The sequence below is a fragment of the Pseudomonas sp. RW10S2 genome (genome assembly GCF_014268985.1).
GTDB classification, from domain to species: Bacteria; Pseudomonadota; Gammaproteobacteria; order Pseudomonadales; family Pseudomonadaceae; genus Aquipseudomonas; species Aquipseudomonas wayambapalatensis.
Genome location: NZ_JABWRO010000047.1, coordinates 1 through 12607, shown reverse-complemented (window position 1 = coordinate 12607; position 12607 = coordinate 1). Strand labels below are relative to the sequence as shown.

The following is a 12607-nucleotide window of genomic DNA, read 5'->3' as shown; positions in this document are numbered from 1 at the left end:
AAGCTGGCTGTGCTGTGTCGGTATCGGCCCTGTCGCGGCACAGCCCGTACCGGTCAATTGCTCGACAACCGGTCCCCACGCGCGAAGCGCCAGGTGCGGATGATCTCCAGCCGGTCGAACTCCGCCAGATCGCCGGTGAACGGCGCAAACGGGGCCGCCAGGCGCACGATGCGCTGGGCGGCCTGGTCCAGCACCGGTTGCCCGGAGGATTCGAGCACCAGCACTTCATACAGCGAACCGTCGCGGTTGATCGACACCATCATCCGCAGGCTGCCGTACATCTGCTGGCGCCGGGCTTCTTCCGGGTAGTTGAGGTTGCCGATGCGCTCGACTTTCTTGCGCCACTCCTCTTTGTACCAGGCGCCTTTGTCGCGCATGGTCGAGGCGGCGTTGAGGCGATGGATGCGTGGACGCTTGGCATACAGCTGCTGTTCGTTGGACAGCTCGGCTTCGAGGCTGGCGATCTGGCTCGAAAGCTGCGAGCTGTCGAAGTCCGGCACAGGCGCGGGAGGCTTGGGTTGAGGCTTGCTTTCCTTTGGCGCGGTCTCGGCTTTCTGCGGTTTCGGCGCCTTGGTGGTCACCACTGACTTTTCCGGCGCCGCGGGCGTTTCCGGCCGGGCCGCAGGGGGCGGGGTGATCTTGTTGACCTTGCTGTCCTGGAACGGCGCCACCTCGGTGGTGGTGGGCACGGCTTTCTTGTCCAGGGTGCCACTGCCCTGCTGGTTGTCCTGGGCCTGGTAGTCGGCTTTTTCGGGCGGCTTTTCGCGCTTGAAGGTGGCCAGGGTGATGTCCATGGTCTGGCGGATTTCGGCGGGCTTGACCACGCTGAAGCCCACCCCGAGGATCAGCGCCAGGTGCACCAGCGCGGCCAGGAAAAGCGTGAAGCCGAGCCGGTCCACCGGGCGAACGCGCGGTGGCAGCAGGTCGGAGGGGATGTCGGCAGGCAGCGTCATCGGGTATCCAGCAACCGCAGTGGGGCAGCAGGTCGAGTGAAATGGACCGGCATCATACCCCACTCCAGGGTTTTGCTCCGCGTCGGCGGTCAGCGCGCCTTGAGCTTGCGATCAATGGCGTCCATCAGCTGGCCGCCGATATTGGTGTTGTAGGCCGCATCGATCTCGCGGATGCAGGTCGGGCTGGTGACGTTGATCTCGGTCAGCGAGTCGCCAATCACGTCCAGGCCGACGAACAGCAGGCCCTTTTCGCGCAGGGTCGGGCCGACCTGGGCGGCGATCCAGCGGTCGCGCTCGGTCAGCGGACGGGCTTCGCCACGGCCGCCGGCGGCCAGGTTGCCTCGGGTCTCGCCGCTGGCCGGGATGCGTGCCAGGCAGTAGGGCACCGGCTCGCCGTCGATCATCAGGATGCGCTTGTCGCCATCGACGATCTGCGGCAGGTAGGCCTGCGCCATGATCTGCTGGTGGCCATGCTGGGTCAGGGTTTCGAGGATCACCGAGAGGTTCGGGTCGCCCTGGCGGTGGCGGAACACCGACGCGCCGCCCATGCCGTCGAGCGGCTTGAGGATCACATCGCCATGGGTGGTGGCGAAGGCGCGCAGGATGTCGGCGCGGCGGCTGACCAGGGTCGGCGCCATGCACTGCGGGAACTGGGTGGCGAACAGCTTCTCGTTGCAGTCACGCAGGCTCTGCGGCTTGTTGACGATCAGTACGCCTTCGCGCTCGGCCTGCTCCAGCAGGTAGGTGCTGTAGACGAACTCCATGTCGAAGGGTGGATCCTTGCGCATCAGGATCACATCCAGCTCGCTCAACGCGCTGTCCTGCTCATCGCCCAGTTCGAACCAGCGCGCCGGATCGGCGAACACCTTCAGCGGGCGCATCTGCGCGCGGGCCTGGCCGGCACCCAGGTAGAGGTCGCGCTGTTCCATGTAGAACAGGCTCCAGCCGCGCTCCTGCGCCGCCAGCAGCATGGCCAGCGAGCTGTCCTTCTTGTAGGAAATGGACGCGATGGGGTCCATGACAATCCCGAGGCGAACGCTCATGGGGTAATTCCTCTTGGCGGCAGGTGGCCGCGATGGCACGAAAGAAAAGTGGCTCAGGGTGGCGCCGGGAACGCGGCCGGTCAAGGGGGGAGGCAGATGGAATGCCTACCCGGACTGTGTTAAAAATGCCAGTCAGAGCGCTGCATCGCAGCCCTCGAGGTTTCATTCCTGGCTTGGCGATGGGTGACGCATTTCATGGAACAGCCCCTGAAGGTGATGGTGATCGACGATTCCCGCACCATCCGCCGCACCGCCCAGATGCTGCTGGGCGAGGTGGGTTGCGAGGTGATCACCGCCAGCGACGGTTTCGATGCCCTGGCCAAGATCGTCGATCACAAGCCGCGGATCATCTTCGTCGATGTACTGATGCCGCGCCTGGACGGTTACCAGACCTGCGCGGTGATCAAGCACAACAGTGCGTTCAAGGATATCCCGGTGATCCTGCTGTCCTCGCGTGATGGCCTGTTCGACAAGGCCCGCGGCCGGGTGGTCGGCTCCGATCAGTTCCTCACCAAACCGTTCAGCAAGGAAGAACTGCTCGACGCGATCCGTGCCCACGTGCCCGGATTCGCCGTGCAGGCACAACACGCACCCTGACCGCGCCCGCCCTGGCGCGGTCTTCATTATTCCTGATGGGGAAACCGTATGGCCCGAGTGCTGATTGTCGACGACTCGCCGACAGAGATGTACAGATTGACCGAATGGCTCGAAAAGCATGGCTACCAGGTGCTCAAGGCCAGCAACGGTGCCGATGGCGTGGCCCTGGCCCGCCAGGACAAGCCGGATGCGGTGCTGATGGACATCGTCATGCCCGGCATGAACGGCTTCCAGGCCACCCGTCAGCTCAGCAAGGACCCGGAAACCAGCGCCATCCCGGTGATCGTGGTCACCACCAAGGACCAGGAAACCGACCGCATCTGGGCCACGCGCCAGGGTGCCCGCGATTTCCTGACCAAGCCGGTGGAAGAAGACGCGCTGATCGCCAAGCTCAAAGAGGTGCTGGGCGCTTGACCACGCGCCCCCAGGGTGCGTCGCTGACCTCCTTCGAGCTGTTGCTGGACATCGACCGCCGCTGCCGCCTCTTGGTGGCCGACCAGCCGCTGCAGGACACGCGCCTGCAGCAGTGGAGCGGTATCGGTTTTCGCATCGCCGGGCAGTGGTTCGTCGCCCCCATGGGTGAGGTGGCCGAAGTGTTGCGCGAGCCGCGCAGCAGCCGGGTGCCTGGGGTGCAGCCATGGGTGTGCGGCGTGGCCAACCTGCGCGGTCGCCTGCTGCCGGTGATGGACCTGTCGGCGTTCTTCGGCCTTGGGCCGGCGGCCTCGGGCAAGCAGCGCCGCGTGCTGGTGCTGGACCATGACGACCTGTTCGTCGGCTTGCTGGTGGACGAAGTGGTCGGCTTGCAACATTTCGACCTGAGCAGCCTGGAGCTGTCGCCGCCGCAGCCACTGATCCGCGCCGCGGCGCGTTTCGTCCAGGGGCATTTCCCCCGTGAGCGCAACTGGGCGATCTTCAGCCCCTTCGCCCTGGCCCAGGCGCCGGGCTTTCTCGATGTGGCGTTGTAGAGGACCCTGCGACAGTGAACAAGCCCGCTCCAACCGTCGTTCCCGAAGCCGTGGCCCAGCGCCCGCGCAGCACGGCGCAGATCACCGTACTGTTCGTGGTGCTGATCCTGTCGATCGTGCTGCTGTTCGCCAACTTCGCCTACCTCAATACCCAGTCCAACCACGACAAGCAGTACATCGGCCATGCCGGCGAGCTGCGCGTGCTGTCCCAGCGCATCGCCAAGAACGCCACCGAGGCGGCGGCGGGCAAGGCCCTGGCGTTCAGGCTGCTGTCCGATGCCCGCAACGATTTCGAGCGCCGCTGGAAGTACCTGCGCGAGGGTGACAAGGCCACCGGCCTGCCGCCCGCACCGGCCACGGTGCGCGACGAAATGGACGCGGTGCGCCAGGACTGGGAGAACCTGCGGCGCAACACCGACACCATCCTGGCCAGCGAGCAGACCGTGCTGTCCTTGCACCAGGTGGCGGCAACCCTGGCCGAAACCGTGCCCCAGTTGCAGGTCGAGTACGAAAAGGTCGTGGAAATCCTGCTGCAGAGCGGTGCACCGGCCAGCCAGGTGGCCGTGGCCCAGCGCCAGTTGCTGTTGGCCGAGCGGATTCTCGGTTCGGTCAATACCGTGCTGGCCGGTGACGATACCTCGGTGCAGGCCGCCGACACCTTCGGCCGTGATGCCAGCCGCTTCGGCCAGGTGCTCGAAGGCATGCTCGGCGGCAATCCGGCGATCCAGGTGACCCGTGTCGAAGACCCGGACGCCCGCGCGCGCCTGGCCGAGATCGCCGAGCTGTTCCAGTTCGTTTCCGGCTCGGTCGACGAAATTCTCGAAACTTCACCGGAACTGCTGCGGGTGCGCGAGGCGGCGAGCAATATCTTCAGCCTGTCGCAGACCCTGCTCGACGAAGCCTCGCACCTGGCCAACGGTTTCGAGAACCTCGCCGGGCGCACCCTCGATACCGTCGGCGGCTACGTGCTCGGCCTGCTGGCGCTGGCCTCGATCATCCTCATCGGCCTGGTGATGGTCCGCGCCACCAACCGGCAACTGCGCGACACGGCGGAGAAGAACGAGCGCAACCAGCAGGCGATCATGCGCCTGCTCGATGAAATCGAAGAGCTGGCCGATGGCGACCTGACCGTCACGGTGTCGGTCACCGAGGATTTCACCGGCGCCATCGCCGACTCGATCAACTTCTCGGTAGACCAGTTGCGCGACCTGGTGGCGACCATCAACCACAGTGCCGAGCAGGTTGCCGCTGCGGTGCAGGACACCCAGAACACCGCACGCCAGCTGGCCAAGGCCTCGGAACACCAGGCCGACCAGATCAGCGAAGCGTCGCTGGCGGTGGGCGACATGGTCGAGTCGATCGACCGGGTTTCCGCCCACGCCTACGAGTCGGCCAAGGTCGCCGAGCGCTCGGTGGCCATCGCCAACAAGGGCAACGAGGTGGTGCACAACACCATCCATGGCATGGACAACATCCGCGAGCAGATCCAGGATACCGCCAAGCGCATCAAGCGTCTGGGCGAGTCTTCCCAGGAAATCGGTGACATTGTCAGCCTGATCGACGACATTGCCGAGCAGACCAACATCCTGGCCCTCAATGCGGCGATCCAGGCCTCGCTGGCGGGTGAAGCCGGGCGCGGCTTCGCCGTGGTCGCCGACGAGGTACAGCGCCTGGCTGAACGCTCGTCGTCGGCGACCCGACAGATCGAAGCACTGGTGCGGACCATCCAGGCCGATACCAACGAAGCGGTGATCTCCATGGAGCAGACCACCGCCGAAGTGGTGCGCGGTGCGCGTCTTGCCCAGGACGCCGGCGTGGCCCTGGCTGAAATCGAGGGCGTGTCGCAGAACCTGGCCGAGCTGATCCACAGCATTTCCGACGCGGCGCAACTGCAGACATCCTCGGCCGGGCAGATTTCCCACACCATGGCGGTGATCCAGCAGATCACCGCGCAGACCTCTGCCGGTTCCGGCGCTACCGCCGACAGCATCCGTCACTTGGCCAGAATGGCCAGCGAGATGCGCCGTTCGGTGTCTGGTTTCACCCTGCCGGCCCCGGCCGAGCGGCGCTGAGGAGAGGTCTATGGCTGTTACGGCAATGAGCCCCGAGCGTCACGACACCGTCGCCCTTAGCTGGACCAAGGCGGCCATCGCCGATTGCCTGGGCCAAGCGCGCCAGGCGCTGGAGCGTTTTTCCAGCGAGCCGGGCGACCCGGCCTTGCTGGGGTTCTTCGTCGACAACCTGCATCAGGTGCAAGGGTGCCTGACGATGCTCGAGCTCAATGGCGCAGCGCGTCTGGCCGAGGAGCTGGAGTTGCTCGGGCGCGCCCTCTTCGAGGGCCAGGTCAGCCCGCGTGGCGATTGCCTGGGCGCGCTGTTCCGCGGCCTCGAGCAATTGCCGCCCTATCTCGAGCGCCTGCGGGGTGCGCGCCACGACCTGCCGTTGGTGGTGTTGCCGTTGCTCAACCAGTTGCGCCTGTGCCGTGGCGCCGAGCCGCTGGCCCAAGACAGCCTGATGGGAGAAGCGGCGCAGCGCCTGGCGGGGGCCAACGATCTGGCCAACCTCGACCTGTCGCTGGGCAACTGGCGCGACCAGTTGCAGGCCGGCCAGGGCCGCGATGCCCTGCGCTCGGTGATCACTGCCCTGTGCGACGACCTGGTGCGGATCAAGGAGCGGCTCGACCCGTTCGTACGGGGTGATAACGAGCAGCGCGACCCGCTCGATGTGCTGGTCGCGCCGCTGCGCCATGTGGCCGATACCCTGGCAGTGCTGGGTTTCCAGCAGCCGCGCCGGGTCATCATCGATCAGGTGCTCGCCTTGCAGGCCCTGGCCCAGGGCGAACGTGCCGTGGACGATGCGGTGCTGATGGATGTGGCCGGTGCCCTGTTGTACGTGGAGGCGACGCTCAACGGCATGGTCGGCGGCCTTGCCGAGGGCCTGGAAAGCGGCATGCCCGGCTCGGACGTGACCGAGATCCGCCAGCGGGTGTTCGAGGAGTCGCTCTCGGTGTTGCAGCAGGCCAAGGACCTGATCGGCGACTGCCTGGAATCCGGTTGGCCGCGCCAGCGTCTGCAGCCCCTGCCGGGCCTGCTGCAGCAGTTGCGTGGTGCGTTGGCGATGCTGATGCTGCCGGCCGCCTCCGAGGTCTTCGGAGTGTCGGCCGACTATGTGCAAGGTTGGCTGTCGCACCTCGATCAGGAGCCCCCGGAGCAGGAGTTGACCCACCTGGCCGAGGCCTTGAGCGCCGTGGAGTGCTACCTGCAATGGCGTGTAGCCGATCCGCTGGCAGATGCCCAGCGTTTCCTCGACATGGCCTTTGCAAGCCTGGCCGCGCTGGGGCTGCGCTGCAGCCACGAGGCCGTGAGCGCCACCGCGCAGATACCGGATGACGGCATCGACGACGAGTTGCGCCAGGTGTTCCTCGAAGAGGCCGGCGAGCTGTTGCCGGAGATCGAGCGCCAATGGTTGCGCTGGCGCGCCGACAATCAGCAGCGCGAGGCGTTGATCGAATTGCGCCGTGCCCTGCATACGTTAAAGGGCAGCGGGCGGATGGTGCACGCAGGTGCCGTGGCCGAGCTGGCCTGGGCGGCCGAGCATCTGCTCAATCGTGTGCTGGAAGGGCGCATCGTACTGAGCGGCGAGGGCGCTGTGGCCCTGCAGCAGGCCCTCGTCCACCTGCCCGATCTGCTCGCCGACTTCGCTGCCGGCCAGATACCTCGGTTGGCCGATGTCGAGCAGCTCAGCGGCCACTTGCATGTCCTGGCTGTCAACGACAAGGCGCCGGCCAGTGCCGATGACGGGCTCGACCCGCACCTGCTGGAGATTTTCCGCAACGAGGCCCAAGGCCATCTGGCCAGCCTCGACAGTTTCCTCACGGCTGCCGATGGCCAGGACACCCAGGTCAGCGACAGCCTGCAACGCGCGCTGCATACCCTCAAGGGCAGTGCGGCCATGGCCGGGGTGATGCCGATCGCGGAGCTGGCCACCGCCTTCGACCGCCTGGCGCGTGAATACAAGGCGCACCAACTGCCGTTGGAAGTGGCGGATATCGAATGGCTGGAAGCGTCGCGCCGCCTGTTCCAGCTGGGCCTGGCCCAGCTTGAGCGCACACCGCTGGCACCGATTCCTGGCGCTGCGCAACTGATCGAGCAGGTCGGCGAAGCGGTGGATGCGCGCCTGGCGGTGCTGCAGGACGGGGCGCCGCACACCCGCCGTAGCCGCCGGGATCCGCAACTGATCGCCAGTTTCCTGGCCCAGGGGATGGATATTCTGCTCGATGCCGAGTCGCTGTTGTCGCGCTGGCAGGAGCACCCGCGCGAACGCCAGGAGCTGGACACGCTGCTTGACGAGCTGACGACCCTGGCCCACGGCGCGCACCTGGCCGATTTCTGGCAGGTGGATGAGCTTTGCGAAGCGCTGCTCGATCTGTACGGGGCGGTGGAGGAAGGCAGCCTGGTCGCCGACGGGCATTTCTTCTCCCAGGCGCAGCAGGCCCATGAAGCCCTGATCGACATGCTCGACGAGATTGCCGCGGGGCAGGAAGTCACCCCGCGCAACGAGTGCCTGGATGGCTTGCGTTCGTTGCTGGACGGGGCGCTCGACCCGGCGGCAACCGGGCTGGTGGGCGAGCAGGGCGTGACCCCGCTGGCCACTGCCATGGACCTGCCGGAGCCGGCAGTGGTGCAATTGTTCCTCGAAGAGGCCGGCGACATTCTCGACAGCGCCGACCAGGCTTTGCAGCGCTGGCGGCAGGAGCCTGACGGCAGTTGCGCGGTGTCCGCGCTGCAGCACGATGTGCAGACCTTGCGCGGCGGTGCGCAGATGGCCGCGATTGGCGCCATCGAGGTGCTCGCCCAGGAGCTGGCGTTGCTCTACGAAGGCGTGGTCGACCGCCGATTGGGCGCCAGCAAGGCACTGTTCGAGCTGCTGCAGCGCAGCCATGCGGCGCTGGGCCAGATGCTCGAAAGCCTGCGCCAGGGCCAGGTGCCGTCTTCGGCGGTGGCACTGCTTGGTGAGTTGCGTGAGTTCCGCCATGCGCCAAGCAGCGAGCCGGAGGGTGCAGAAACCCCCGGCGACAAGGAGCTGCTGGAAGTCTTCCTCGAAGAAAGCTCGGACATCGTCGAAAGCGCTGCAGCTGCATTGGCGCGCTGGCAGGCCGACCCGCGCAGCAGTGTCGAGGTGGAAAACCTGCTGCGCGACCTGCACACCCTCAAAGGCGGCGCGCGCATGGTGGAAATCGCCGCCATCGGCGACCTGGCCCACGAGCTGGAATTTCTCTACGAGCTGCTCGCCGCTGGCCGCCTGCCACCGACGCCTGCGCTGTTCAGCCTGCTGCAGAACTGCCACGACCGCCTCGCGCACATGCTCGACGCCGTGCGCCTGGGGCAGCCGCTGCACGCCGCGACGGCGCTGATCGACTACATCCGCAACTTCTCCAGCGCGGCGCTGACCGACAGCGCTGCCGGCCAGCCGCCGGTGGAGGCCGCGCCGCTCGACATACCGGCCGCCGCACCGGAGCGCGCACCCGGGGACATGGTCAAGGTCGATGCCGAACTGCTCGACGACCTGGGCAACCTGGCCAGCGAGCATGCGATCATTCGTGGTCGCATCGAGCAGCAGGTCAACGATGCACAGTTCGCCCTGAGCGAAATGGAAACCACCCTGGAGCGCATGCGCGACCAGTTGCTGCGCCTGGACAACGAAACCCAGGGTCGCATGTCCAGCCGCTGGCAGGCCGAGGGCGACGCCTACGACGACTTCGACCCGCTGGAAATGGACCGTCACTCGCAGTTGCAGCAGCTGTCGCGGGCGTTGTTCGAGTCGGCTTCCGACCTGCTCGACCTCAAGGAAACTCTTGCCTTGCGCGCCCAGGAGGCGCACGGCCTGCTGCAGCAGCAGGCGCGGGTCAACAGTCAGTTGCAGGAAGGCCTGACCGCCACCCTGATGGTGCCTTTCGAGCGCCTGGTGCCACGCCTGCAGCGCGTGGTGCGGCAGGTGGCGAGCGAGCTGGGCAAACAGGTCGAACTGGTGGTCGGCAACGCCGAGGGCGAGCTGGATCGCAGCGTACTGGAGCGCATGGTCGCGCCACTGGAGCACATGCTACGCAATGCTGTCGACCATGGCCTTGAACCGCGCGAGGTGCGCCTGGCGGCAGGCAAGCCGGAGCAGGGCACCATCCACCTCAATCTGCTGCACGAGGGCGCCGATATCGTCATCGAGATGAGTGACGACGGTGCCGGGGTGCCGCTGGAGGCGGTGCGCAAGAAGGCCATCAAGCGTGGCCTGCTGGCGCCGCAGGCGCAGCTCAGCGATCACGAGATCCTGCAGTTCATCCTGCGTCCGGGCTTTTCCACGGCAGAGAAGATCACCCAGATTTCCGGGCGCGGGCTGGGCATGGACGTGGTCCATGAAGAGGTCAAGCAGTTGGGCGGCTCGATGAGCATCGAGTCCAGCCCTGGCAAGGGGGCACGCTTCCAGATCCGCCTGCCGTTCACGGTGTCGCTGAACCGGGCACTGATGGTGCACCTGGGCGAGGAACAGTACGCCATCCCGCTCAACACCATCGAGGGCATCGTCCGCGTGCCGCCCGCCGAGCTCGAGGCCTGCTACCAACTGGACCCGCCACGCTATCGCTATGCTGGGCACGCCTACGACCTGCGCTACCTGGGCGAGCTGCTGCAGGATGTCGCTCGGCCGCGCCTGCTGGGGCAAAGCCTGCCCTTGCCGGTGCTGCTGGTGCATGCCCAGGAGCAGTCGTTCGCGATCCAGGCCGATGGCCTGTCGCCGAGCCGCGAGATCGTAGTGAAAAGCCTGGGGCCGCAGTTCGCTGCAGTGCCGGGGTTGTCGGGTGCGACCTTGCTCGGTGATGGGCGGGTGGTGCTGATTCTCGACCTGCTCGGTCAGCTGCGTGGCCAGCAGCGGCGCCTGGCGCGGTTGCCGGTGGGCGATGGCGAGCGGCGCCAACTGTTCGGCCCGGCAGCGCGGCGGCCGTTGCTGGTGATGGTGGTCGACGACTCGGTCACCGTGCGCAAGGTCACCAGCCGCCTGCTGGAACGTCATGGCATGAGCGTGTTGACCGCCAAGGACGGGGTCGATGCCATGGCCCTGCTGGAGGAGCACCGCCCTGATGTGCTGCTGCTGGACATCGAAATGCCGCGCATGGACGGCTTCGAAGTGGCGACGCGGGTGCGGCGCGACAACCGACTGCACGACCTGCCGATCATCATGATCACCTCGCGTACCGGTCAGAAGCACCGCGACCGAGCCATGGCCATCGGCGTCAACGAATACCTCGGCAAGCCTTACCAGGAGTCGCTCCTGCTGCAGAGCATCGCCCACTGGAGCAAGCCCCATGCTTGAACATATCGCCGGCCAGCGCAGCAGCCTCACCGGCCTGTTGCTGCCCCTGGGCGACCGCACCCTGGTGCTGCCCAATGTCGCCGTCGCCGAGCTGATCGGTGAGCGTGCGTTCGTCTGCGAGCGGCACCAGCCGGCCTGGCACATGGGCTGGATCGACTGGCGCCAGCAGCGCTTGCCGCTCATCGGCTTCGAGGCGGCCTGTGGGGGCGAGACGCCTTGTGGCGAGCGGGCGCGGATCGTCGTGCTCAACGCCCTGGGCGATACCGGGCTGCGCTACCTGGCGGTGCTGCTGCAGGGGATTCCGCGCTCGTGCAAGCTCGACAGCCAGTTGAACTATGTGGACGTGCCACTGGGGGCAATGGAGCTGGCGGCGGTGCAGGTGGGCGATCAGGTGGCGCGGGTGCCTGACCTGGCGGCGCTCGAGCGGCTGGTGCGTGACGCGGATCTGCAACCTTTGGTGCAGTAGGATGGTGCTCTTGCGGGCCCTATCGCACCACTGCCTGTCAGGAACCCATTGACCTTGTGGAGGTCAGACTCTGCATGTACTACGGTGAACGCTTCAATGCCTGGACCCACCTGGTCGGTGCCGTCCTGGCCTGTATCGGTGCCATCTGGCTGATCGTCGTCGCGGGCTTGCAGGGCGACCCCTGGAAGATCGTCAGCTTCTCCATCTACGGCTTTACGCTGCTGTTGCTCTACAGCATTTCCACGCTTTATCACAGCACGCGCGGCCGGGCCAAGGTGGTCATGCGCAAGCTCGATCACCTGTCGATCTACCTGCTCATCGCCGGCAGCTATACACCGTTCTGCCTGGTCAGCCTGCGCGGGCCCTGGGGCTGGAGCCTGTTCGGCATCGTCTGGGGGCTGGCGGTGATCGGCATGCTCCAGGAGATCAAGCCGCGCTCCGAGGCGCGGGTGCTGTCGATCATCATCTACGCGGTGATGGGCTGGATCGTGCTGGTGGCGGTCAAGCCGCTGCTCTACAGCCTTGGCGGCGCCGGCTTTGCCTGGCTGGCGGCCGGCGGTGTGTTGTACACCGTCGGCATCATCTTCTTCGCCTTCGACAACCGCTTTCGTCACTGGCACGGCATCTGGCACCTGTTCGTCATCGCTGGCAGCCTGATGCACTTCGTCGCGGTGTCCTTCTATGTGCTCTAGGGGCTGAGCCTAGAAATCGCCCCACAGCTGCTGCGCCACCGACAGCGCCACCACCGGCGCCGTCTCGGTGCGCAGTACGCGGGGGCCGAGGCGGGCGGCGTGGAAGCCGGCGCCCTTGGCCTGATCGACTTCGGCATCGCTCAGGCCGCCTTCAGGGCCGATCAGGAAGGCCAGGCGTGCGGGCTTGTCGTGGCTGGTCAGCGGCTCGGCCACCGGGTGCAGGACCAGCTTGAGCTCGGCCTCGCTGTCTTTCAGCCATTCGGCCAGGGTCACCGGCGGATGGATCACGGGCAGGGTGGAGCGTCCGCATTGTTCGCAGGCGCTGATCGCCACCTGGCGCCAGTGGGCCAGGCGCTTGTCGGCACGCTCATCCTTCAGGCGTACTTCGCAGCGCTCGCTGACGATCGGGGTGATTTCGTTGACGCCCAGCTCGGTGGCCTTCTGGATCGCCCAGTCCATGCGCTCGCCGCGGGACAGCCCCTGGCCGAGGTGGATGTGCAGCGGCGAGTCGGGCTGGCCGGACAGGGCCTGG

General features: G+C 66.6%; 10 protein-coding genes. 7 read left to right on the top strand and 3 right to left on the bottom strand.

Translation table 11 applies throughout. From position 1 onward, the window contains the following. Positions 1–53: 53 nt before the first annotated feature. Both HU729_RS12430 and gshB read right to left on the bottom strand, forming a co-directional pair. Entirely contained in the window at positions 54–953 is a 900-nt protein-coding gene (locus tag HU729_RS12430) for an energy transducer TonB (RefSeq protein WP_186710246.1), read from the bottom strand. An 89-nt stretch (positions 954–1042) separates the two neighbouring features. Further along, positions 1043–1996: a glutathione synthase gene (gene gshB, locus HU729_RS12425; RefSeq protein ID WP_186665819.1), complete on the bottom strand. Its 954-nt coding sequence runs from the start codon at positions 1994–1996 to the stop codon at positions 1043–1045. 195 nt (positions 1997–2191) lie between these two features. On the opposite strand from gshB, the gene HU729_RS12420 reads away from it, so the two are divergent. The 7 genes from HU729_RS12420 to HU729_RS12390 all read left to right on the top strand — a co-directional run bounded on the left by HU729_RS12420 (position 2192) and on the right by HU729_RS12390 (position 12075). Beyond that, positions 2192–2593 (top strand): response regulator, encoded by a 402-nt coding sequence (locus HU729_RS12420; protein ID WP_065863864.1) that lies wholly within the window; start codon positions 2192–2194, stop codon positions 2591–2593. Between the two features lie 48 nt (positions 2594–2641). Next, positions 2642–3007 carry a twitching motility response regulator PilH gene (pilH, locus tag HU729_RS12415; RefSeq protein WP_012274551.1) on the top strand — a complete coding sequence of 122 codons (366 nt, stop codon included), beginning with the start codon at positions 2642–2644 and terminating at the stop codon, positions 3005–3007. Continuing rightward, complete coding sequence (locus tag HU729_RS12410) at positions 3004–3558, top strand: chemotaxis protein CheW (protein WP_186710245.1); 555 nt, start codon at positions 3004–3006, stop codon at positions 3556–3558. Before pilH ends, HU729_RS12410 begins: the two co-directional genes overlap by 4 nt. Positions 3559–3572: 14 nt before the next feature. Continuing rightward, on the top strand, positions 3573–5630 hold the full coding sequence (locus HU729_RS12405; RefSeq protein WP_063546550.1) for a methyl-accepting chemotaxis protein: 2058 nt from the start codon (positions 3573–3575) through the stop codon (positions 5628–5630). A 10-nt stretch (positions 5631–5640) separates the two neighbouring features. Next, entirely contained in the window at positions 5641–10917 is a 5277-nt protein-coding gene (locus HU729_RS12400; RefSeq protein WP_238348365.1) for an Hpt domain-containing protein, read from the top strand. After that, entirely contained in the window at positions 10910–11383 is a 474-nt protein-coding gene (locus tag HU729_RS12395) for a chemotaxis protein CheW (protein ID WP_186665820.1), read from the top strand. Before HU729_RS12400 ends, HU729_RS12395 begins: the two co-directional genes overlap by 8 nt. Positions 11384–11457: 74 nt before the next feature. Then, entirely contained in the window at positions 11458–12075 is a 618-nt protein-coding gene (locus HU729_RS12390; protein WP_186710241.1) for a hemolysin III family protein, read from the top strand. Between the two features lie 9 nt (positions 12076–12084). Here HU729_RS12390 and HU729_RS12385 read toward each other — a convergent pair. Then, on the bottom strand, positions 12085–12607 hold a 523-nt coding region (locus HU729_RS12385; RefSeq protein WP_186710239.1), incomplete at its 5' end, for a 16S rRNA (uracil(1498)-N(3))-methyltransferase.